At 55.1% G+C, this 24,171-nt stretch carries 18 protein-coding genes and 1 pseudogene; 17 read left to right on the forward strand and 2 right to left on the reverse strand.

Going from position 1 to position 24,171, the window contains the following annotated elements; all coding sequences use genetic code 11:
* Window positions 1-11: 11 nt before the first annotated feature.
* The gene (locus tag OHL16_RS07255) at window positions 12-2,192 is read right to left on the reverse strand and encodes a hypothetical protein (RefSeq protein ID WP_263366447.1); all 2,181 of its coding nucleotides are present in this window, start codon (window positions 2,190-2,192) and stop codon (window positions 12-14) included.
* Between the two features lie 855 nt (window positions 2,193-3,047).
* Here OHL16_RS07255 and OHL16_RS07260 point away from each other — a divergent pair.
* From OHL16_RS07260 to OHL16_RS20465, 9 genes are all read left to right on the forward strand, one after another.
* Entirely contained in the window at window positions 3,048-5,348 is a 2,301-nt protein-coding gene (locus OHL16_RS07260) for a glycoside hydrolase family 2 protein (protein ID WP_263366448.1), read from the forward strand.
* A 448-nt stretch (window positions 5,349-5,796) separates the two neighbouring features.
* Entirely contained in the window at window positions 5,797-6,807 is a 1,011-nt protein-coding gene (locus tag OHL16_RS07265) for a LacI family DNA-binding transcriptional regulator (RefSeq protein WP_263366449.1), read from the forward strand.
* Window positions 6,808-7,314: 507 nt separating this feature from the next.
* Window positions 7,315-8,550 carry a cupin domain-containing protein gene (locus OHL16_RS07270; protein WP_263366450.1) on the forward strand — a complete coding sequence of 412 codons (1,236 nt, stop codon included), beginning with the start codon at window positions 7,315-7,317 and terminating at the stop codon, window positions 8,548-8,550.
* A gap of 34 nt (window positions 8,551-8,584) precedes the next feature.
* Complete coding sequence (locus OHL16_RS07275) at window positions 8,585-9,532, forward strand: sugar phosphate isomerase/epimerase family protein (protein WP_263366451.1); 948 nt, start codon at window positions 8,585-8,587, stop codon at window positions 9,530-9,532.
* A 55-nt stretch (window positions 9,533-9,587) separates the two neighbouring features.
* Window positions 9,588-9,923 (forward strand): L-rhamnose mutarotase, encoded by a 336-nt coding sequence (locus OHL16_RS07280; RefSeq protein ID WP_263366452.1) that lies wholly within the window; start codon window positions 9,588-9,590, stop codon window positions 9,921-9,923.
* Window positions 9,924-9,989: 66 nt separating this feature from the next.
* Window positions 9,990-11,567 (forward strand): ribulokinase, encoded by a 1,578-nt coding sequence (locus OHL16_RS07285; RefSeq protein WP_263366453.1) that lies wholly within the window; start codon window positions 9,990-9,992, stop codon window positions 11,565-11,567.
* Between the two features lie 222 nt (window positions 11,568-11,789).
* On the forward strand, window positions 11,790-13,505 hold the full coding sequence (locus tag OHL16_RS07290) for a sodium:solute symporter family protein (protein WP_263366454.1): 1,716 nt from the start codon (window positions 11,790-11,792) through the stop codon (window positions 13,503-13,505).
* A 20-nt stretch (window positions 13,506-13,525) separates the two neighbouring features.
* Window positions 13,526-13,774 (forward strand): hypothetical protein, encoded by a 249-nt coding sequence (locus OHL16_RS07295; RefSeq protein WP_263366455.1) that lies wholly within the window; start codon window positions 13,526-13,528, stop codon window positions 13,772-13,774.
* 136 nt (window positions 13,775-13,910) lie between these two features.
* Window positions 13,911-14,096, forward strand: a complete 186-nt coding sequence (locus OHL16_RS20465; RefSeq protein ID WP_449506061.1) for a hypothetical protein — start codon at window positions 13,911-13,913, stop codon at window positions 14,094-14,096.
* A gap of 343 nt (window positions 14,097-14,439) precedes the next feature.
* On the opposite strand, the gene OHL16_RS07300 is transcribed toward OHL16_RS20465, so the two are convergent.
* Complete coding sequence (locus OHL16_RS07300; protein ID WP_263366456.1) at window positions 14,440-16,320, reverse strand: glycoside hydrolase family 3 protein; 1,881 nt, start codon at window positions 16,318-16,320, stop codon at window positions 14,440-14,442.
* A gap of 202 nt (window positions 16,321-16,522) precedes the next feature.
* On the opposite strand from OHL16_RS07300, the gene OHL16_RS07305 reads away from it, so the two are divergent.
* From OHL16_RS07305 to OHL16_RS07340, 8 genes and pseudogenes are all read left to right on the forward strand, one after another.
* The gene (locus OHL16_RS07305; RefSeq protein ID WP_263366457.1) at window positions 16,523-18,934 is read left to right on the forward strand and encodes a sigma-54 interaction domain-containing protein; all 2,412 of its coding nucleotides are present in this window, start codon (window positions 16,523-16,525) and stop codon (window positions 18,932-18,934) included.
* 240 nt (window positions 18,935-19,174) lie between these two features.
* Window positions 19,175-19,456: a hypothetical protein gene (locus tag OHL16_RS07310; protein WP_263366458.1), complete on the forward strand. Its 282-nt coding sequence runs from the start codon at window positions 19,175-19,177 to the stop codon at window positions 19,454-19,456.
* Between the two features lie 2 nt (window positions 19,457-19,458).
* Window positions 19,459-20,502 carry an alpha/beta hydrolase gene (locus OHL16_RS07315; protein WP_263366459.1) on the forward strand — a complete coding sequence of 348 codons (1,044 nt, stop codon included), beginning with the start codon at window positions 19,459-19,461 and terminating at the stop codon, window positions 20,500-20,502.
* 139 nt (window positions 20,503-20,641) lie between these two features.
* On the forward strand, window positions 20,642-21,265 hold the full coding sequence (locus OHL16_RS07320; RefSeq protein WP_263366460.1) for an HAD family hydrolase: 624 nt from the start codon (window positions 20,642-20,644) through the stop codon (window positions 21,263-21,265).
* Window positions 21,256-21,741 carry an HAD-IC family P-type ATPase gene (locus OHL16_RS07325; RefSeq protein ID WP_396127183.1) on the forward strand — a complete coding sequence of 162 codons (486 nt, stop codon included), beginning with the start codon at window positions 21,256-21,258 and terminating at the stop codon, window positions 21,739-21,741. Before OHL16_RS07320 ends, OHL16_RS07325 begins: the two co-directional genes overlap by 10 nt.
* The gene (locus OHL16_RS07330; protein WP_263366461.1) at window positions 21,738-21,884 is read left to right on the forward strand and encodes a hypothetical protein; all 147 of its coding nucleotides are present in this window, start codon (window positions 21,738-21,740) and stop codon (window positions 21,882-21,884) included. The genes OHL16_RS07325 and OHL16_RS07330 overlap by 4 nt, the downstream gene beginning before the upstream one ends.
* Window positions 21,885-21,895: 11 nt before the next feature.
* Window positions 21,896-22,630: pseudogene (locus tag OHL16_RS07335) on the forward strand (HAD-IC family P-type ATPase); the annotation flags it as partial.
* Between the two features lie 411 nt (window positions 22,631-23,041).
* On the forward strand, window positions 23,042-23,971 hold the full coding sequence (locus OHL16_RS07340; RefSeq protein WP_263366462.1) for a hypothetical protein: 930 nt from the start codon (window positions 23,042-23,044) through the stop codon (window positions 23,969-23,971).
* Window positions 23,972-24,171: the final 200 nt, after the last annotated feature.

Raw genomic sequence — 24,171 nt, forward strand, 5'->3', positions numbered from 1 at the left:
AGATTCTCATGTTATAGCTCCATGACCACCGCTACTGAGCGCGGAGGGATCGTTAGATTACCCGCGAGTGGCATGGAGTCCGGCTGCTCCGGTGTAGCAAACACCAGTTTGCCCGGATTGGGAAGCTGCACTTCCGCAGAAAGCGTTTTGCTGCGTTCGTGGTTGATCACGACAACCGCACGCTTGCCGGCACTGGTAACGAAAACGGTGTGGCGGTGCTGACCGTCGGCGGAGACATTGGCACCAAGCGTATCGCGGAACTCAGCATCCCAGAGCCATGCCTTGTACCGCGTGCGTAACGCATCGATTTTCTGCCCGTAGGATAGAGTCAGAGGAAAGGCCGTTAGATGACCTTTGAAGTTGAGAGGTTCGTAACTAATAATGTAGCGATACGCTAGGAGCAGGTTGAGCATCTCGCGATCGTCGAACCCGGTGACTGCTACTAAAAGCGGAGCCTGAGAATCGACGTAGCGGCAGACTGCGCGAGATCCGTTATTAATGCGGAAGTAGGAGACTGGATAATACTGCAGCAGCCAGTCCTGCGGGCCCTCTCCAGCGTGGATGAAATCGGGATCAATCTTGTCAGACGCAGCGTGAAACTGCCTGGCCATCGGCATATCCCCTCCATAGATGTAGCCCGGAGGCGCGTATCCATGGTTTGGGCTGAACGAGAACTCTACCGGGCCGTGATGGCACACCTCATCGAACAGCCACCCCGCAGCGCCGAGGTCGAGAATCTTCTGAAATTCTTTCGTGGCAACGTCGCGATAGGCCGGACATTGAACATCCATGATCGCGCGACGTCGATTGTTGATCTGTGCTAACTGCGTCGGCGTTGTATAGCTGTAGCCGTTGGTTTCATAGCGAATGCCGTATGGGTCCGTCGCTTCGTACTTGTACAGGTCAGTCTTATATTGCTCGGTCGTCAAGTCGGCCCAGATTGGCTTACCAAACAGAATCATCTTTACGCCTTTGGCACGGGCATGCAGGATCGCATCATGCAACTCGTTCCGTGTCCCCAATCCGGGATCGGTATCGAGAGATGGATCACAGCTATCTTGCCCGCCACGAGCCCATCCGACCAGTTGAATGGCTGTTACGCCGTTCGCGGCACACTCGTCGATATATTTCGGAAGATCGCGATATGGAATCCTGTAGTCCTGCTCCGCTCCATCGATCTGCAACTGCAGCCACGAGTGCACGTCCTTTACCCACCCGGCAATATGAGGCTGCTGGAACCAGGTTGACCGCCAATTCTTGTATAGGTCGAGCCCTGCATGCCAATCGCCATCGTAGGCGCGCAGAACCACAGGCACGAGTTTCTTCGTAGATTGAGGTTGCACGAAGACGAAGTGGCAGGTACGGAATTCAAGATTGACCGGCCTGCCTGAAATCTCTTGCTGCTGCGGCACCAACGAATCGGGCGATTCGAGGAAACCGGGGCGCTGCTCAAAGGTGAACTCCAGCAGATAACGCTGCGTCGGGTCGTGCATCTCCACATAAAGGCCTTGCTTCGCAGCCTGAATCAAGCAGAAGAGACTCTGTTTCGACTCAATGGTCATTGTCGGGAAATCTACCCCCCAGTAGCCCTTGTCGTTTCTGAACGCCGGGGAAAGTGGAGAGCTGTTCAGATTGCCGTACCACATGTGCTCCGACTGCATGCTCTCACCTGGCGTCGGAGTATTCACATCTCCAAAGTAGGGGTAGTCGACGGTTTCAATTGTCAGAGACGAGCGGTTAACCAACGTAGGGTCAAAAGTGAGAACTCCCTTTTCCAAGGTCACCGCCGCAGTGAATATCAGCGGTAGGGCACCGCCGTGTTCGCTGACCGGGTCCTTCCATTCAAGTTCCACCTCGGTATCCGAAACCTTCACTACCTTGGTAGCGCGCTGGTTCTGCCCGAGAACAAAATTTGCGCGACGATGCGGTAACGGCGCAAGCAGACGGAATGACACACCCAGCTCTGGGCGCCGAGCAATCGTCCAGTGGGTAGACTTTCGCTCAAGCCGCGTTATCGCACCCGATCCCTTGTCGAACGCTACAAGCAACTCGCTGTCCTGCAGGACGACCTCCTCGCCTGTTGCAGTACTCCCAATTGCAGAGCCGTTCGATTGCGCTCGCGCTTCAGTGCTTTCGGCAACTGCCCCGAACATAGCCAAACCGGCCAACTTATTGAATGTTCTTCTGTCCATATTTGTCCCCAATCAATCTATTTTTCTTGAAACAATTTGTTTGAAGCGAAGATAAAGGCCCATCGCGGCGCTCAGAGAATATTGTCGATTAGCGTGCATGAGCCCTATCAATCGCTGACCGTTGAAATGCGAGAAATCTCCTGGGTTTCTCTGGGCTAACACAGGTCAGCGGATGGTCTTACCGGTTGATCGAAGGTCACTATCGCTGTTATTGGTTACAAACGCAAAAGCCAGGGAGTCGAATCACTGCGAGTTTGCCATCCTTTTCGAAAATACGGCGTAGCTCCGTGTCCCACAGATCTTCAAAGCAAATGCCTCCGATAATAGGAGCCTGTGAAGCGCAGCATTTGGGGCTCTCTTTGGTTTCGGCGCAAATCTTAAGTTTCGACGCGCACGATTGTCAATCGATAATAATCGATTAGCTTCTATTAGATCTGTGTCAATAGCCACCGCGCAACCTTTCAGTTGAGGGTCTTGCTCGGATTTTCATGTATGTTTTAGCGGGTTATCGGCTCCTCGTCCTGCGAACCGTCGTTCGTCGCGGTCATATCGAACAGTCACATCTGATGCGGGCCTAGCGGAATCGCGAAGAACATTATTTCCAAATCCTGCTTAAAAAACAAAACCAATCGATTGCCATCTATTTTGGAGTATCATGGCCCGTGTCAAAGCGGGTTTGACCAGAGGTCGCAGTCATCCATCAAAAGCGACGGCACCACGGAGAGAAGGGACACAAGCGACATCATGAAATCTGATCAAAATAAGCCGTGCGAATTGACTCGCCGCGGATTCGTCCGCTCTTGCGTCAATACCAGCCTTGTTCTCGCAACTAGGCCCCTATGGGGCCTCTCCCGCATGAATGCCGCCAAGGTATCGCAGTCGGCCTCTCCTGAAATGAAGTTTTCCCTCGACCAGGATTGGCTCTTTGGAGGCAAAGTAAGCTCCCAACTCGAAGAGAGTCAATTCGCCAAAGTCACTCTCCCCCACTGCGTCGCCAGGCTCTCATGGGAAAGCTGGAACCCGGACTCCTGGGAGGATGTGTGGCTGTATCGCCGCTACATCTCCCTACCTCAGGAACTTCCAGGTCGTCGGGTCTTCCTCAAGTTCGACGCGATCATGACGGCCGCCGAGGTGTCCATCAACGGCGTAAGCCTACCCGCCCACCAGGGCGGCTACCTGCCAGTTACTTACGAGATCACCCAGGCGCTCAAGAAAGGCGACAACGTCCTCGACGTAAGAGTTGACGCACGTTTTGAGAACGTGCCTCCGGCAGGATCGCCGCGCGGCCCGCGCGCCGTCGATTACTACCTGCCCGGTGGCATGATTCGCGGGGCGATGCTATTTGCAGTCCCGGACGTATTCATCAGCGACGTCTTCGCCAAACCCATGGATGTACTCGAGCCCAGGCGCCGCGTCGAGATCGCCTGCTCTCTCGACGCCGCGACATCGCCCGAGGAAAAATTGCAGCTCGAAGTGAACCTGCTCGACGGCACTCACGTAGTCTCCAGCACACGCAAGGAATTGTCCGCTTCAAATTCCGGCAAGTTCGACGAAAAGATCACACTCGGTGGCTTGAGCAACATCAAACTGTGGGACGTCGACTCGCCAAAGCTCTACGATCTCGTTGTTACTCTAACTGCCGCCGGTCGTCCGGTTCACGACTACCGCACACGCATCGGTTTCCGCGAGGCTAAATTCACGGTTGACGGCTTCTTTCTCAACGGCCGCCGCCTGCACCTCTTCGGACTCAACCGCCACGAACTCTACCCCTACGTCGGCTACGCCATGCCGCCGCGCGTCATGCGGCGCGATGCGGAGATAATTCGTAACGAATTCCACTGCAACATCGTTCGCTGCTCTCACTATCCGCAATCAGAATCCTTCCTGGAAGCATGCGACGAACTTGGCCTGATGGTGTGGGAAGAAACACCCGGCTGGCAATACATCGGCGACGCAGCGTTTCAGGACCTGGTCGTGCAGAACGTCGGAGACATGATCGTCCGTGATCGCAACCACGCCTCCATTGTCATCTGGGGAGTTCGCGTCAATGAGTCACGCAATGAGCAGCCTCTCTACAAGCGCACCACCGCGCTTGCAAAGTCGCTCGATGACTCTCGCCCTTGCTCCGGCTCCATGACAGGCTTCGACAAGTGGCAAGAGGATTGGCACGAAGATGTCTTCGCCATGGACGACTATCATCAGTCGCCCGACGGCACCGTGCAGATCTATCCTCCGCTACCCGGCATCCCCTACATGCTCGCCGAAACCGTCGGCCAGCGCACCTACACCGCGACCGGGTTTAACAACGTGTATCGCCGCGCGGGCGACATCGCGACGCAATACAACCAGGCCCTCTACCACGCGCAGGCACACGACAAAGCCCTCGCCTATCCGCGCCTCTGCGGCGTGATCGCGTGGTGCGCATTCGAATACGGCAGCCCGCAGAACTCACACAAAGGCGTGAAGAATCCCGGCGTAGCCGACGTCTTCCGAGTTCCGAAACTCGGCGCAGCCTTCTATCAGTCTCAGGTCAGCCCAGATATTAAGCCCGTCATCCTTCCGAATTTCTATTGGAACTTCGGGCCTTCAACTCCGCGAGGCCCAGGAAAGGGCGCCGCAATCTTTTCCAATTGTGATCAGTTGAAACTCTACGTCGATGGCAAGCTGCATTCCACGATAGAGCCTGACCGCAAGAACTATCCCAATCTCAAACACTCTCCGTTCTTCGCCGATCTCGATCTCGACGGAGCAAATCACCCCGAGCTTCGAATCGACGGCTATGTCGCCAGCCGCAAAGTGACCTTTGCCTCGTTCTCTTCTGATCTCAAACAGGATCAATTCTTCGTCACGGTCGATGATGAGGCCATCGTAGGCGACGGACTCGATGCGACTCGCGTCGTCTTTCGCGTCGCCGACAAATTTGGTGCTCCAAGGCTCTTCGCCGGCGGAGATGTAAACTTCACGCTCACCGGCCCCGGCCTATTGGTCGGAGACAATCCCTTTTTCCTCACCGAAAGCGGAGGTGTAGGCGCAATCTGGTTGAGAGGTCTTCCTAATACCTCTGGAAAACTTACTCTGCAGGCCAGACACTGCGCTCTGGGAAGCAAATCGATCGTGATCGCCGTGCATCCAGACACCGGAGCACGGCGAGTATAGAGTTGAACACCGGTCGTCCTTAAGTTTATGGAGAACGGCCGGTGTTGACTCGAGCGCGTGTCCAAACCTCGGCGCACGGAACATTGGCTTCTGGGCCGCAAGAGAAATCTCGCTGCACCTCGAAAGGCTTCGATATTGGGGGCTGCGTAGCCTTCGATTCGAATACCATTCTAAACTTCTCGGCCGATCGTACAAACGTGTTTTGCGAGTTCCCTCCCGCTTTCTTGCTGGCTTTTTCTTTTTTTTAGAAACCGATCTCCCGGTGATTCCTACGGCAAAAAGGAAATGATTGCGAAACACCGCCAAATAGCTCTAGAATTTTCAGAGACCATTCTCTGACGGCTGAGACGTCTCATCAGACTGACAAGATGCGCAAAGACATGCAAGAACAAGATCGGCCCTCAGTTGGAAGGCTTTTTGCCGCAGGGCGCAAACGTTAGGATAAAGAGTGAACATCAGAGAGATTGCACGGAAGGCATCGGTTTCACATTCCACCGTTTCGCGAGTCATCAACAAGGTCAGCACTGTTGATCCCAAGCTTGCGCGTCGCGTGCTAGCTGTTATCGATGAGGTTGGCTATCGTCCCAACTATCAGGCGCAGGCACTGGCGCGAGGACGCAGTCATACCGTTGGCCTGATCGTGTCGGAATTGACCGGTGGTAATCCCTTTTTCTCTGAAATCATCCTTTATTTTGAACGTGCGGCCGTGGAGCACGGCTTTGAGGTTCTCATCAGCTTTGCAGACACTGAAACCGACCCAAGTCATGTAGCCGTCTGCGCAAACCGGATGAAAGAACGCCAGGTAGAAGGAATCGCCGTTCTTACTTTTGGGATGGAGCAATCGCTCATCGATGGCGAAGATCGCGCTGACTTGCCGATCGTTTTTGTCGGGGCCGATCGAGTGATCGAGGGTGTCAGGAACATCCAGATCAACTATTTGGCTGGCATGCGCGAAGCCGTCAAGCATCTTGCCGACTTCGGACACAAGAGAATCGGCTACCTAAGTGGTCAGTTGAGTTTGAGCAGCATGCGGATGCGTTATGACGCTCTGCGCAAGGCATTCAAAGCCATCGGAATTGCGATCGATAAGGGTCTCATCGTCGAATGCGATCATACCCTTGAAGGTGGATTCCAGGGGATGTCTCGACTATTAAGTCTCCCGCGCCCCCCGACCGCCGTGCTTTGTTCTAATGACATGGCAGCAATGGGAGCACTGCGTGCGATGAGCCTACGAAAGCTTCACGCGGGCAAAGATATTTCTGTCATCGGTTTTGACGATCTTCCGATCTGCAATTACATGCAGCCGCCTCTGAGCACGATCCGATTCTCTCCTAAGGAGCTGGCGATACTCGCTTTCCGCGCTCTCATGGACGATATTGAGGGAACCGAAGGCAAGGGCGAGTACAAGTACGTGACACAGTTTGTTCTTCGGGAATCGACCGGCGCGCCCCGTACCTAGCTCATTTTCCGGCCAGGAGCTTCCGACTCGTATGTCGAGGCATGGGTCGTGTGTCTCCAAAATCAGTGCAGCCCCTCTCGACCGTTACAACCACAGGTCCTCATCCGGAACCGCCCAGCGCTCCTACGGGACCACGGCCACAATCACCGCGATTTGAGTAACCGTTGAATTAACAGTGCCAAATGTCGCGAATTGGAGACCGATCTCTCGATTATAGGACAATCGACCTGCGGATCCTGCCTTCGACACTCGTCGCGCACGCCCGATCTTCTTATGATGCCAATTGGTGAGCCTTAGCCTCAGTCTATCTCCAACTATTCTTCTTAGGTATGCAACTATGCTTGGATCTTTCGATCGCCATTCTTCTGTCGAACAAGGGGTGGACTGCTAGTTGACATGCTGGATGGCAACGTGTAGGTTGATGCAATCGATAAGAGACCGCTCTCTCGAATGGGCAATCGCACGATTGAGTCAAGTCGATACGGTCTGCTGAATGGAGATCAAACGATGAGAGTTACAACGTCCGTCAATCACAAGATCTGTCAGGCACTGGAAGAATGCGAAGGAATCTTGCGGCTTGCGCCGACATGGGTTCCACGTGCATACATGATGCCTGGCCGCCGGTTGAAGCTGGACACACGCGATCTCTATGCGTATGGTGCACACCGGGGTGGTGTCGATGAGCGCTGGATCGCATCCACGACGATGGCGATGAATGAAAACCGCGCTCCTGACGAAGGCCTAAGCTTTGTGGTCTCGGGCAGCCAAAGATTTCTCCTCAAGGAAGCAATCGAGGCGGAAGGCCCTCGCATGATTGGCCGACAATTGTGGGACAAGTATCAGCGGTGGCCGATCTACAGCAAATTCTTCGACAATATGGGGCCGATCCAGCACCATCTTCACCAAAGCGACGCGCAGGCCAAGTTGGTGGGAAGAGAAGGCAAACCCGAGGGCTACTATTTTCCTCCGCAGTTGAACCCGACGTTCGGGAACTTTCCACATACCTATTTTGGCCTTGAGCCCGGGACCACAAGGGCAGATATCCGCGCATGTCTGGAGCGCTGGAACGAAGGTGACAACAATATCTTGAACTATGCGAAGGCATATCGCCTGCAGCCAGGAACAGGCTGGCTGGTTCCCACGCGAATTCTGCATGCGCCAGGTTCCCTGCTGACCTATGAGCCACAGTGGGGCAGCGATGTACTGTCGATGTTCCAATCTATGGTCGAAGGCCGTCAGACCAAGCGTGATCTCTTAACGCAGGACGTGCCTATTGAAAAGCACAACGATCTTGACTTTATCGTAGACCTCGTAGATTGGGATCGAAATACCGACACGAATTTCAAGAGCAAGCACTACATTGAGCCGATGATCGCTGCCGGGGGTGAGGGCCATGGCTATACAGACCGCTGGGTTGTCTACGGCAGAATCGACGGTGAGCAGAAATTCAGCGCAAAAGAGCTAACCGTAGGGCCCGGTGCTCAATGCACGCTGCGCGACAACGCGGCATCTGGATTGATCGTGACGCAGGGTCACGGAAAGATAGGCAAAGTAGAGATTGAATGTCCGACCCTGATCCGGTTTGGACAGATGACGCAGGATGAAATCTTCATTACAGCGGAAGCCGCTGCCGACGACATTGTCATTGAAAACCACTCCAAGACCGAACCTCTCGTGACGCTCCGCTACTTCGGACCTGATGTCCACACAAACATGCCGGACGTCGGCGACCACGCGAGGTAGCGATCCACTCACAGAACCATTGTAGGGAGACAGCATGCGGCAGCAGCATTTTGAAGCGAAGAACGAAGCAATCCGCGAAAAGTTTCTGGCTCTGAAGAAAAGCTCACCGGAGCGTTTCAAGACGAGGCTAAATCTTTCCTGGAGCAACTGGGGATTCGGACGCGAAAGTCTTGCCGACTCAGCCAAACGCCTCGAGAAGGCGGGGATGTCGTTCATCGAGCTCCATGGTAACCACTACGGTCCCGATTTAGGCTACAAGGTCGATGAGACACTCGAGATTCTCGGCGACCATGGACTCAAGGTCTCAGGAGTCTGTGGCATGTTCTTCTCTGACAATGATCTCTCAAGCAACCGAGCGGTATCTCGGCAGGCGGCAGTAGATTACCTGCGCCGCGAACTACCTTTCACGCAGGCTGTCGGTGGATCCTACTTGCTCGTGGTCCCGGGCGCAGTAGGGCGTCCGAAGCCATACGATGACGTGGAACAGGACCGGTCAGTTGAGACACTACAATTATGCGCCCCGTGGTTTACGCAGTTCGGCGTAAAAGCTGCAATCGAACCCATTCGGGCCGCCGAAGTTAGCTTCGTCCATACCATTCAGGATGCGAAAGACTATATCTGCGAAGTGAATAGCCCAGGCGTGGCCCACATCAATGGCGACGTTTACCATATGCAATCGGAAGAGAGCCACATCGGCGAAGCACTGCTGGCTGCGGGGGATATGCTACTGAACTTGCACTTTGCAGACAGCAACCGCTCCGCGTTGGGAGAGGGTTCGCTCGATGTTGCCACTATTATTCGTACCCTCTATGTCATTGGCCACAACCAGCCGGGCCGCTACGTGACCTTCGAACCGCTTGGACCTGGTGGCGATCCCTATCCGGCAATGCATGGACGCCCTGACCAGGCAGAGCTCGATGCATTAGTATTCAACAGCATTCGCTACTTCCGCGACTGTGAAGAGCTCGTCCTGTCCGAATAACTCATTTTTTTGCAAGGCCTTCGTGGTTATCAAGATTGTCTGGAGTGTTCCGTAGATGAAGACTTACTGCCTTGCCTTGGATCTGAAAGACGACCCTGCGCTCATCGCCGAGTACATCTGGTACCACCAGCCAGCCGTCATCTGGCCAGAGGTCGTCGACAACATCAAAGGGCAGGGCATTCTGAGCGAAGAAATATTTCTCCTCGGCACACGCCTCGTCATGGTCCTGCGCACAACTGACAACTTCTCTCTTGAAGAGAAAGCAGCTATCGATCGCGTAAACGCCAAAATGCAGGCATGGGAAGAGCTGATGTGGAAGTATCAGCAGCCCCTTTCCCAAGCCAAGCCCGGCGAAAAATGGATCTTGATGGAGAAAATTTTCGAAGTGTAACTCAAAGATTGGATGCATTATCAGCATGCCGGAAGCAGAGGACATCGGCGTTCACGGAGAGGTCGGATGGCGATTGTAGCTGGAGTAGACTACGGAACATTAAGTGTGCGTGTCACTCTCCTCGACAGTATCCGCGGAAAGCTCAGTACGGCTTCGGCGGAATATCCCTTGCACCGCAAGCGCGAAGATCCGAACTATGCTACTCAATCGCATGCCGACCACATGAACGCGCTGGTCGCGGCGATGCGCAAAGCAATTGGGGAAGCAGTTATCGATGGCGCTTCAGTACAGGCGCTCGCCATTGATACAACGGGTTCGAGCGTCATCTGCGTCGATAAAAATCTGCAACCGCTCGATGATTACTACCTTTGGTGCGACCATCGCGCCAAGCAGGAAGCACACGAGATTACTGCCCTCGCGCACTCGGAAAATCTCGAAGCGATTGCATGGTGCGGAGGAACGTATTCGCATGAATGGGGATTTGCCAAGCTCTTGCATTGGTTTCGGAACAATCCGGAGAAAAGAGCCCGTTTCGCCACTGCATTGGAACATTGCGACATGGTTGCCGCAACACTATGCGGCATTCGCGACCCTCGCGCAATCAAGCGAAGTGTGTGTGCAATGGGCCACAAGTGGCTCTGGAGTAGCAAGTGGGGTGGCCTGCCGCCCCAGAGCTTTCTCTCTAAGCTCGATCCGCTCTTCGATGGGATACGTGACAAACTCGGCAGTGAGTGTCTGACTTCCGACAGGCTAGCCGGCCATCTCTCACCGGAGTGGGCGGCGAAGCTAGGTCTCCGGTCTGGCATTCCAATCCCGATAGGTGCGTTCGATGCACACTGGGACGCCTTGGGCGCTGGCTGCCGCGAAGGCGACGTGGTAAACGTCATCGGCACATCGACCTGTATCGTCGCCATCCAACAAAAGACAGCTCTTATCCCCGGTGTTTGCGGTGTTGTGCCTGGCAGTGTGCATCCGGCGTACTCAGCCGTCGAAGCTGGACTCTCAGCGACCGGTGACATCTTCGAAGCAATTGCGAAGCGCGCCTGCAAGAAGCTTTCTGAACTGGTAGAGGGTCTCGAAGGATATCGAGCAGGCCAAACCGGGCTGTTGCGCATGAGTTGGGACAACGGTGATCGCACCGTGTTGGTGAACCCGCACTTGGGTGGAGTCACCTTTGGTTGGAATCTTCTGCACACCACACAGGACGAACTGTACGCAGCCATTGAAGGGACAGCAATGCACACTCGCATCATCTTGGAGCGCATGGCCGAGCACGGTGTTCCGATAGAGCGCGTCATCAATGCCGGGGGTATTCCCCAACGCAATGAAGTGCTCAACCAGATCTACGCGAATGTGCTCAATAGACCAGTACTTGTTCCAAACGGAATCCCAACAAGCCTCGGATCTGGAATTATGGCCCTCATGGCGGCGGGAGCATTTGCCTCTATAGAGGAAGCGCAGGATGCGATGTGTCTCAGCTACCGCACATTTACTCCCGACATCAGTGCCGCATCCGTCTACAATCGTCTTTATTCTCTATACCGCAAAGCTTATTTTGCGCTCGGTACAAGGCAAGCAGAGCCGGCATCTCTGGGAGACATTCTGTCAGAACTGCAGGCTATCGCAGAAGCACAATCCCGCTAAAGCCATCCTTTTAGATACCGGTCCCTAAAAACGAATCGCTTTACGACCCGCAGAAAAATGGAGCGGCGGCCTAAAATCTCTCATTGACAAAGGTGACCTCACACCGATAATGTCATACGCGACCACCTTGCACTTAGGGTAGGATACCGGTTTCTCAATTGGAATCCGAACTCCTCGACCTCCAACATTTGCAAGAGGAAATAGAAAGAAGGTTTCCGTTTCATGAGTCTCACTTACTCCGCGCAAGCCCTATGGCTCCCCGGAAGTGAGCAATTGATTTCACTCACTCCGCCGGATCTTCTCATCATTGTCATCTACTTTCTCATGGTGCTCGGTATCGGCATCTATCTGAAGCAATTCTCCAACACCTCCGACGACTTCTTTATGGCCGGCCGAGATATGACAGCGTGGGTGGCCGGTCTCAGCTTCCTTTCGGCCAATCTGGGGGCGCTCGAATTGATGGGCTGGGCGGCAGCCACATATCAGTACGGCATTCTGGCGGCCCATTTCTACTGGATCGCCGCGTTCCCGTCCATGGTCTTCCTTGGACTCGTGATGATGCCCTTCTACTACATCTCAAAGACCCATTCCGTGCCCGGTTATCTGCAACTGCGCTACGGTGAGGGCACACGTGCGCTCAGCGGAATCTCTTTCGCGTTGATGACGGTTCTCATGTCTGGTATCAACATGTACGCGATGGCTCTGGTGATGAAGGTCGTACTGGGCTGGAATATTCATTTCAGCATCTGGGTCTCCTCTCTAACCGTCGCCGTGTATGTAACGCTCGGCGGGCTATACTCCGCCATCTTTAATGAGGTACTGCAGTTCTTCCTCATCTGGCTTGGTGCACTTGTCATTCCTATCGTTGGCTTGATCGAGGCCGGTGGATGGAGCGGCCTGATCGCCAGGATTCATGAACGAGTGCAGGGAGATTACGTCCATCTCTGGGCCCCTATGAGCACATTCTCAGGCAACCCGATGGGTGTCCATTGGAGTGGAATCGTCTTCGGTCTCGGCGGAGTCATCGCCTTCGGTTACTGGACGACAGACTTCCTGGTGGTACAGCGTGCAATGGCAGCGAAGGATCTACGTTCGGCGAAGCTTGCACCAATCATCGCCTCTTACTTCAAGATGATTGTGCCGCTGATCGTGATTCTTCCGGGCCTCCTCGCACTTGGCATGCTTCCCTTCAAACTTGTGCCGGAAAGCGCGGTAACCCATGGTCTGCACAGCTATAACGAAGTGCTGCCGTTGATGCTGGCCCGCTACTGCGGACCTGGGCTACTAGGGCTCGGTGTGACGGCCCTGATTGCCGGCTTCATGTCAGGCATGGCTGGTAACGTAAGCGCATTTGCCACCGTGTGGACATATGACATCTACCGCCCCTACATCAACAAGCGAGCCTCGGAGAAGCACTACCTTCTGATCGGCCGCTGGTGCACCATTCTTGGCGTGATCGCGAGTATCGGCACAGCCTACTTGGTAACTCATTTCAAGAGCATCATGGACTACATGCAGGCTCTTGTGAGTTTCTTCATTGCCCCGCTCTTCGGAACCGTGATCATTGGCATGCTATGGAAGCGCGCTACAGCGAAGGGAGGCTTCTGGGGATTGCTTGCGGGCACGCTCGCTTCCGTGGGAATGTATACAGCAGTCGTGCTTCATCCTGATCTTCTGCGTTATATTGCCCTCTCTCCCGATGCAAAACCAATGGCCGAGAACCTATATCGTGCCCTGTGGTCCTGGCTCATTTGTGTGTTTGTAACTGTTGTCGTAAGTCTTCTCACGGCTCCGAAAACAGCTGCGGAGCTGAAGAACTTGGTCTACGGATATACCGCAATGCCTAGCGACCGCGACATGCCACTTTTCAAGCGCCCCATCTTCTGGGGTTGCGGCGTTGCGGTCATGTTCTTCGTAATCCAATATATCTTCTGGTGATTTGAAAATGGAGCATAAGTATGAAGGATGAGGTAAGAGACATTCCCGTGCGTCACCGGCATCATGAGATGCTGCCGGTTTGGTTTTTCATTGGCGTGCTTTTGCTGGTTTATGGCGTGATCATCTTATTTGTCAGTCTGCGAGAGTATTCACATCCAATCCCTGTTGTCATGGCGGCGTATCATGCTGGTGTTTGGGGTGGCGTTGTGCTCTCTGCCCTTGGCAGCTTTTACACGATCAGATTTAGGCGTCGCGCACGGAAGATGTAAGGGCCTTCACCTTTCGGTGCTAACTTAGCTGCGCGCTGGCGTCATCTTTCCCATCGACGCCATCGAGAACTTCTCGTTCGTCACCACAGGCGAGACCGCGCTAGGGCGCAATCCTGGCGCCACCGCAAACCTCATCATCAAGTCCGGCACCAATCAGCTTCACGGCACAGCATATTACTTCAACCACAACGAATTCTTTGAGCGACAGAACGCCTTTTCAATCACCAAGCCCGCGTCGAGAAATCAGCACTACGGTTTCTCAGTTGGTGGACCAATTCTCATCCTGCACCCGGAACCTATTCCCCAATACTCCGTGGGCTGAACTACAACCCCGGTTACAGCGCCTTTGAATCTCTCTGTCATCAAGACCACAGCGATCACAGAGAGGGTGAAGATTCATATTCGACGGAAAAGGCCGTTTTCCTGGAGCGAGCTGTAGAGGAGTGCTGTTTGGGGTTTGGGGTGTGAAGTGCGTGTACCTCCCGAGCCGATTACCAGCAAACCGGAATTCGCCTTAACTGTTGCTTCCAGGCCAAGGTACTTCATCCAATTTGTAAACACAAGTCGGCTGCCCGGTACTTATTCGAACGACCGGCTAATCGAAACTGATCGGCGTCCAGCGCACGCCGGTTGATCCAGGCCGAGCTTTGCCTCGACCTAAGGGATCACTGGTTGATCATCGCGTTTGCGGATGTGCCAGCTTCCTTCTCGATTCCGTCGCCTCGATTCGCAATGCCCGGCAAGGTCACTGGCAGCTTTCCCTGAATTGGAATCTCGCCGAAGAGAGCCTTGGCCGCGGACCTCTCGGAAGTGGGTACCCAGCTGTAGGTGCAGAGATAGCTGCGGATGGATGGAAAGTTGAGGATGGAGTAAGGACTGCCGAGCGCGAGCACAACCGTTTTGTCTCCGGCGGTATCCAGAATATTTTTGAGAATCCCGGCGGAGCCCTGCGCCGCGAGGCCGCTCGCGCTGGTGGCGGCAACTTCTGCCGGGCCGGGCTGCGACACGCTGTAGACTGCAGCGATGACATGCTGTGCCCTCGACGCCAGCGCCGCTATTCCCTCAGCTTCAACCGCAGCCGAGCGGCGATCGACATAGATGACCGTCGCTCCCTGGATTCGCGAGCGAATCTCACGCTCGAGCACGCGGCCATCATCACCGTGCGCATCGCTCACAAAGATCACGACCAGGATAGGCTTAGGTTCACCGCGGTGCAAAGGAAGCATGTGATTGTCGTCGCGGACTAGCGTCACCGCGTGATCGGCGACCTCCTGGGCCAGCGCGTAACTGGATGGCTTGCCCACACTGTACTGAACCTTGTTCAGGTCTACGAGGTGTTGGCCCCGAGCGTCGAGGCCTGCTCTGGCCTTCACCAGCAGAAGGCGGCGCACGCTGGCATCGATCTGTGCGCGCAAAATCTCTCCGGACTTTACTGCCTGCAGCAGGCCGTTGAAGGTTCCATCCAGATCGGAGGGTAGCTCGAGCAGGTCCTGCCCTGCCTTCACAGTATCGACTGCGGCGCGACCTGCAGCATTGCCGCCGCCCTCAGGATAAAGCTTGGTAAGACCCTTCATCTCCATTGCATCGGAGACGATGACGCCTTTGAATCCGAGCTGCTCGCGCAGCAGGCCGCTGACAACTTGCCGCGAGGTGGTAGCGATCTTCGTGGGGTCAGGCTCAAGCGCGGGGAATGCAACGTGCGCAATCATTACGGAGTCTGAGCCGGCCTGGATGCCGGCTTTGAAGGGCGGAAGCTCTACCGTATTGAGGCGCTCGAGGGGAGCGTTCACACGGGCTAGATTGAGGTGTGAGTCGGTGTCCGTGTCGCCATGGCCGGGGAAGTGTTTGAGCGCGGTGAGCATGCCCCCTTCGTGCGAGCCGCGGATGTAGGCCGTCACCATGGAGGAGACCTCTTGAGGATCCTCGCCGAAGGAGCGCGTGTTGATGATCGGGTTCTCAGGGTTAATCTGCACGTCCGCGATGGGATAGAAGTTCCAGTCGATACCGAGGGCCCGAGACTCCTCCGCGACGATCTTCGCGTACTGCTCGACATAGGCGGGGTTGTGCGTGGCGCCAAAGGCCATCGGTTGAGGGAAGGCTTCGAAGGAGGTGAGCCGCATGGACGGGCCGCGCTCAAAGTCAACCGAGAAGATGAGAGGAACCTTCGAATGCGACTCCTGCTGAAGCAGGTTGGTTGTCATCGCCGCTTCGTAGGGTTCTGTGCGGAGAAGCAAAGGACCGTCGGTGTTGACCGAGAGATGTACGGCCCCGAGGTGATACTTGCGGATGTCGCTGATGAGTTGCTGGAAGGCGGGATCCTGGCTGTTGTAATAGCCCATGATGCCGCGCACCTCGATCATCTGACCAATCTTCTCTTCGAGCGTCAGGTGCTTGAGCGTTCGATCGGCCCAGCGCTCCTGAGCATGAGTCGTAGCGCCGATGGGCTGTGACTGTGAGGAGTGTGTCTTTCCTGATTGAGCTATTGCAGACGAGATGCCCACGAGGAACAACGCGAATGCTGTCGTACCACATTTAATAGAGAACATGAGACTGACTCTAGCTGAGCGCGGCACCCTCGGCCAAACCGAAATCGGTAAGGGAGACTCGGCTTCGACAACGAAACATCTTGCATCGGGAGAATGCTGCCGCGCGGCGACTTTTCCGGGATTTTCGGAAAGCGTCGGACACTAACTGCCAAGAGACGCCGCCTCGGTTGCTGAACTGTGTGACGGGCTATAATCTTGGCGCATGGCTCCGGTGCAGGACGGCTTCGGAAAGGTTCGACAAGCGCCAGCTACGGATTTCCTCAATGGCGGCGGCGAAATGGGTGAGCGAATTCGCCTTTACGATTGGGCCGCCACAAAGCTTGGAAGGATGTCCGACTGGCCGATGCCATTGAGGCTTTCCGCAGGTCTCTGCGTTAAGTCGCAGTTTCCAGTCATCCTTCATTGGGGGTGGCCGGATCCTGTAATTCTGTACAACGATGCCTTTATTCCCTTTTTGGGTGAGAAGCACCCTGCGGCCCCAGGTACGTGGTTATCCGAATCGTGGCCGCAACCGCATCCTGCGGTCGAAGTAATGTTGGAAGGCGTGTTCACTGAGGGCAAGTCCGCGCTGGCAGAGGATCTGCTCCACACTTTCAACCGTGCCGGCTTTCTCGAAGAGAGATATTACACGCTATCTTTCAACCCGATCGTACTTGATTCTGGAGAGACTGGCGGCTGCTTCACTTTCGTTCACGATACAACCGACCGCGTGATTGGCGAACGACGTCTCCGGAATCTTCGAGATCTTGCGGCGCGCTCGATGGAAGCTAAAGAGATCGACGAGGCGTGTAAGATCGCCGCCGAGGTGATTCGTGACAACCGTTACGACTGGCCTTTCGCGTTGTTTTATGTTCCGGATGAAGATCTCAAGCGCGCCCGGCTAGTTGCGAATATCGGTCTGGAACCCGGCCAAATAACGAGCCCGTCGGAAGTCGAGTTGGCAGAGGACGCATCCGGGTCCTGGCCAATCGCTCGAGCATTCCAAACAAACTCGGTCCAACAAATGGACAAACTTGAGCAGAAATTAGGGCCTCTCCCGGGGGGCTGTTGGGATGACTCTCCGCAAAGCGCTCTGGTGCTACCGATTACTCTGGTCGGCCAGAATGTGCCAACTGCTTTACTTATTGCGGGAATCAGCCCCCGCAAAGAACTAGATGCTGCCTATCGGGAGTTCCTGGATTCGGTTTGTAAGCTGCTTGCTGCAACATTTATGCGAGTGCAGGCAGAGCAGTCCTTGGCCATTCGCAAAATTGTCGAGCTGATACCCGCGATGATCAGTGTTTTGAAAACGGACGGTTCCGTTCTATGGGCGAATAAGGCCGTTCTGGACTACACGGGCTTTTCAAGTGAGCAGGCTCGAGAGCCCGATATGGTCAAGCGAGGATTTCATCCGGACGAAGTAGAGCACTTGCGAGAGAGGCGACGAAAAGGCTTGCTCGGCAGCAAACCGTTCTCATTGGAACATAGAATTCGAGGCAAGGATGGCCAATATCGATGGATTTTCGCGCAATACAATCCCTTGATGGACGAACAAGGCCGGGTTGTCCGGTGGTATGCGACGGGAACTGACATCGATGATCGCATCCGAGCTGAAGAGAGAATGCGCAATGAAAACCTGATCCTGCGCGAACAAATTGAACGCGACTCGATGTACGAGGACATTGTCGGCTCCTCGGTGCCACTGCGTGGAGTGCTGTCTGAGATCAGCAAGGTAGCGCCATCGGACACTACAGTCCTTATTCTTGGCGAGACAGGTACGGGCAAGGAGCTAGTCGCGCGGGCGATCCACAAGCGATCGAACCGGGCGTCACGGGCGTTCATCGCCGTGAATTGCGCCGCAATCCCACCATCATTAATGGCCTCGGAACTCTTCGGCCACGAAAAGGGCGCTTTCACCGGCGCTACGCAACGACGCCTCGGGCGATTTGAAGCGGCCAGCGGCGGGACAATCTTCCTGGATGAAATAGGAGATGTGCCGCAGGAGATACAGATCGCGCTACTGCGAGTTCTGCAGCAACGTGAGATTGAGCGCGTTGGAAGCGACAGACCAATTGCCATTGATGTAAGAGTGGTGGCCGCGACTCATCGGGATTTGGAAATCCTAGTGTCGGAAGGGAAATTTCGCCAGGATCTCCTCTACAGACTTAACGTCGTGCCAATTCAGATACCTTCACTGCGGGAGCGCGCTGCTGACATACTATTGCTTGTCGAATACTTCATCGCTCGATTTGGAAGCAAGGCTGGAAAGAGGTTCAACGCGATTGATAAGAGATCCCTACAACTTCTCCAGTCTTACGATTGGCCAGGCAATGTGCGCGAACTCCAGAACGTCATTGAGCGGGCGGTCATCCTAAATGACTCAGACTGCCTTAGAGTGAACGAGACCTGGCTCAAGCAACAACGTTCGCATATCCCTCCTGCGAAAGTGGCTCTCAATGGCGTTCTGCTGAACCAGGAGAAGGAGATGATTGAAGCTGCGCTCTCAGAGAGCCGCGGCCGGGTTTATGGGCCAGATGGAGCAGCAGCGAAGTTAGGCATTCCGGCACGGTCGCTCGACTCAAAGATCACTCGTTTGGGAATCGACAAATACCGGTTCAAGTCGCAGAGAAGCTGACTCTCCAAAGCGGCAACCCTTTACGGTCGTGTCTTCCTCTGTCTTCAAATCCTCTCCAAATTTCACAAGCTTGTAAGCCCATCTTCTTCATACGCGCTCCCGCTGCGGGATGCGTTTATTCCCTGCGGGGGCGGGGAACCCTGAAATTTCAGGGTTGTCGGGTCGATTAAGTCAGCTTCTATCAATCACTTCAAATGGCATTCTCCTTGCTTCTTACGCCGGCGGCTTCGGAATTCCGATATGACGCTGAAGATCGAACGGTTTTCTGAGAAGCACGGAGCCCGAATTCGGCTAAGCGGCGAACTTCGATGTGCGCAGCTCGCCTCTTTGGGTATTGAGATCGAACGTGCTGATCAACAGGTGATTTTGGATCTGGACGAGTTGGGACTCGTAGATATCCATGCAGTCTGGTTCCTCAATACCTGTGAGGCTCAGAACATCAAGGTCGTCAACTGCGCACCCTACATTCGGGAATGGATGTTTCAGGAGCGAGCAAACGAACGCAATTCAGAAAGGACTTAGCAATGACACGTTTCACAAAATTCGCAGTATCACTCTTAGGGGGAATCATCATGACTCAAACGTTAGCGGCACAGGCACAGATACCGGATGCGGCAACTGATCCTCGGATCGACCCGCAAATTCGGTCTTTTCTCGCGGAGCTCAACAAGGACAGCAGTCCGTTTTGGGAATTGCCACAACCGAAGCCACAGGAAATCCTCACTGCTCTTCAGAACCAGACGCCAGTAGATATGTCAGGAGTTACCACAGTCGAAAAAACGATCACGCAAGACGGACGCACTGTAAAGCTCTACATCATGACGCCGCAGCATGTGGCCGGCAAACCAGGAGTGCTGTTGTTTATCCATGGTGGTGTTTGGATTGTCGGCAACTTCCAGAACCATCAGCGTCTGCTGCGTGACCTGGTGGTTGGTTCCGGCCAGATCGGCGTCTTCGTCGAATACACACAGCTTCCAGAAGCGAAATATCCAACACAGATGGATGAAAGCTACGCTGCACTGAAATGGGTTGCTGCCCACGCGCACGAGTTTGGTGCAGACGGAACCCGGATCGCGATTGCGGGAAACTCGGTCGGCGGTAACATGAGCGCGGCACTGGCTCTCATGGCGAAGGACAAGAAGGGTCCCAAAATCGCCTTACAGGTGCTGTTCATCCCGGCTACGGATGCGAGTGTGGATACCGAGTCCTATCGTGAATTCGGGACGGGACGGTTTCTGGCACGCGCGTTTATGAAGTATGGCTGGGACCTCTATGCGCCTGATGAGAAAACGCGCAATAGTCCTTATGTATCGCCGCTTCGCGCGAGTAAGGAGGAACTCGAGGGACTGCCTCCCGCTATCGTCATTACCGCCGAAAATGATCCTCTTCGCGACGAAGGCGAGGCTTACGCACACAAACTCAAAGAAGCTGGCGTTGCTGTCACCGCGACTCGTTACAACGGGATGATCCACGACTTCGTGCTTCTCAATGCCATTCATGAGGTGTCTGGAGTTCAAGCGGCTATTAAACAGGCTGGCGACGCAATTCGTGTCGCATTGAAGCAGTAAACGGTGCCCTGGGTGGCAGCAGGACTCGATGTTGCCACCCATCCTGCCAAATCGAACACAAGGGAGGTCTCTAATGTCTACTGTATAAAACAGCATTGAAGAGCAATCCTTTGGTAATGCAGTCGTTCATGGAGCCGCTATGGAATCGACTCAAGAACATGACCACTCGCATCATGGGAACCGCGCTGCCGGGCACGAGATGCATCAGCAACTCTCCACCCAGGCGATAGGCACTACCATGCACGCCGGTCATGATCAACACGCGCATCATGATCAGCACGCTGACCACTCCGTAGCAATGTTCCGCAACAAATTTTGGTTGAGCCTTGCCCTCACTCTGCCTGTCGTCTTTTCGTCAAGCGAGGTCCAGCACTGGCTCGGCTATCACGCCCCTCAGTTCCCCGGTTCACAGTTCATCCTCGCTCTGGGCACAATCATCTTTTTCTACGGCGGAAGCGCCTTTCCCCGCGGCGCATGGCGCGAACTCTCCGATCGCAGCCCCGGCATGATGGCCCTCATCAGCCTCGCCATTCTCGTGGCATTCATCGCCTCCCTCGCCGCTACCTTTGGACTTCTCAACGTCGATGTCTGGTGGGAGCTCGCAACCCTCATCGCGATCATGATTCTCGGCCACTGGCTCGAGATGAAGGCAATCACCCAGGCTGAGGGCGCTCTCAACGCGCTCGCCGCGCTGCTCCCCGACACCGCAGAGCGCGTGACTCCATCCGGTATCGAGAAAGTCCTCTCGCCGATCTGCACGTAGGCGACATCGTTCTCGTTCGCCCTAGAGCTCGCGTCCCAGCCGATGGAACCGTGACCGAAGGCTCAGCCGATATCGACGAATCTATGATCACCGGCGAATCGCGCGCAATTACAAAGACAACTGGGGACAGCGTTGTCGCAGGCACAGTCGCCGCTGGCGGAAGCTTGCGTGTGCAGGTCAAGGCTATCGGAGATCAGACCGCACTCTCAGGCATCATGCGCCTCGTCGCCGCCGCTCAGGCGTCCGGATCGCGTGCTCAAGCCATGGCAGACCGCGCCGCCGCGCTTCTCTTTTATGTCGAACTCGCCTCCGGAATTCTGACACTAACTTACTGGTGGTTCGCCGGAGACAAAGAACACGCGCTCACGCGCACAGTCACAGTTCTCGTCATCGCATGCCCTCACGCCCTTGGCCTTGCGATTCCACTTGTCATCGCAATCTCTACTGCTCTCGGCGCAAAAATGGCCTGCTCGTGAAAAACCGCCTCGCACTTGAGCGAGCCCGCAATCTCGATATCGTTATCTTCGACAAAACAGGAACGCTCACTCGCGGCATGCCCATTCTCTCCGGAATCCAAACCGCCTCCCTGCGACGAGCGAAGACGAGCTACTCGCTCTAGCCGCCGCTGTCGAAGCCGACTCCGAACATCCCATTGCCAAAGCCATCCTCGCAGGAGCCAATCGCCCCGGCATCAAATCTCCTCCCGCAACAGACTTCCAATCCCATCCCGGACTCGGTGCCAGCGCAAACATCCACGGCGAAATCATCGCCATTGGGGGGGCGCGAATGATTGAAAACGGAAAATCCGTTACCCCTGAACTCGAAAAGACCGCTGGAATCTGGGCGACCGAAGGACGAACCGTCCTCTACGTGCTTCGGAATAACGACATCATCGGAGCCCTCGCCATCGAAGACGAGATTCGTCCCGAGGCCGCCGCGGCAATCAACGCGCTCCATAAACTCGGCATTCGGGTCGCAATGATCACCGGCGACTCACACGCAGTTGCCTATTCCGTAGCAAAGCGTCTCGGCATCGACGATGTCGAAGCGCAGGTTCTGCCTGCTGACAAGGCATCTGCCGTCACACGTTTCCAGTCCGGTGGCAAAAAAGTGGCAATGGTTGGAGACGGTGTCAATGATGCCCCGCCCTCGCCGGCTCCGATGTTGGCATCGCCATCGGAGACGGCACCGATGTCGCAGTCAAGTCCGCCGGAATCGTTCTCGTCCGTAGCGCGACGTCGTCCGTGCCATCGAACTCTCCCGCGCCACTTACCGCAAGATGGTGCAAAACCTCGTCTGGGCAACCGCTTACAACCTGGTCGCCATCCCCGTCGCCGCCGGAGTCCTCATTCCATGGGGTTTTGATCTCCCCATGAGCGTCGGCGCAATCGCCATGAGTGTCTCCACCATCATTGTGGCCCTCAACGCACAACTCCTTAGACGCCTAAAATTCTGATGGCCAAATCGCCAAGTCACTCATTTACCAGCAAGAGTTCCACTTGTCTGTATAGTCGGCATCTCGTACAGTTGGGAGCTCACGAACAATGTGGCGAGCACTCGTCCGGGTAGCCGGTTATGCGTCCGCAATCCAAGCTCATCGACAGCAGATAGTGTTAACCGCTCGACCCACGTGGCCCAGTGAGCAATCGGTCTTCCGACGATAGCGACAGTCCGCTGGTCGCACTTGGGCGAACTTGGCGCGAATACGGGCACCGGCGGAACCTTCGGACGGTTGCCAAATGACCCGACCTTTCAGGAGGTAGACTGGCATCGCATATGGAAGGGTCAATTCGGAATGCCGACGACGAAGGTAAAGAAGAGAAAAAGCAAATGACTGCAATTGAACCATTCCTGAACAGATTGATAGATTACGCGGGGCTCTTTCCTCCCTCAGGCCTTGATATGCTAACGTCGACCCGGAACTATGCCAGTTACCGCTCTGGTAAATATGCATGGGCTCTGGGACGCTTGATGGTCCCAGTTGCGAGGCTGACAGAATTCAGCGCGGCATTGATGGAGGTTGGAAGCGACGAGCAGCTGACCCCATGGCTCCTGGGCGCACTCAGCACGGGCGATGCGCAGCAAGATGCTCGCCTGATATCTGGGCTCGATAAGAGGGTCGCAGTTGTTGACGTCCTCGAGTCCAAGGCTGCAAATCTGGCTGAGGTGCATAAGCTGCTCTCAGCCGTACCCCCAAAGACAACTCTCTACGTCGAATTTCCCCTGAAGAATTGCTGGCAAATGATTCCCGCACTGAAGGAAGGGAACGCGCGCGCAAAGATTCGGACCGGAGGAGTTACTGCCGATGCCATCCCCAGCGTCGAGCAGGTCGCGGAATTTCTCGCGGCCTGCGCCGAAGCAAAGGTTCCCTTCAAGGCAACGGCTGGACTGCATCATCCTTTGCGTTCCGTTCAACAGCTCACGTATGAACCGGGGAGCGCATCCGCTCTGATGAACGGTTTCATCAATGTCTTCGTCGCGGCAATCATCGCCTATTACGGAGCAACAGAAGAGAAGGTTTTAGCAGTGTTGAATGAAGAGGATCCTACCGCCTTTCGCTGGAGCAGGCACGCTCTTGCATGGCGTGATCAGGAACTATCCGCGGAACAAATCAGAGAAGCGCGGGAGAACGTCGCTATCGGCTTCGGCTCCTGTTCGTTTACTGAACCTATCGCCGACCTTTTGGACCTCGGATGGCTCTCATGAAACAAAATGAGCTGGGTTGAATCAGCTAACAACCGCTTTATCTGTTTGGCCATATGTCAGTTCAGACAACGGAGCGTTACCCAGGGTGCAAGCAGCGGATTCATAATGCCATGAATGATCGAATTGGCCTCGAGGCAATCGAAGTCTGCTGTTCTGAATAGCCGACCTCTCCAAGGTCCCGGCGAACCTATGGTCATGTG

It is taken from the genome of Edaphobacter bradus, assembly GCF_025685645.1.
GTDB classification, from domain to species: domain Bacteria; phylum Acidobacteriota; class Terriglobia; order Terriglobales; family Acidobacteriaceae; genus Edaphobacter; species Edaphobacter bradus.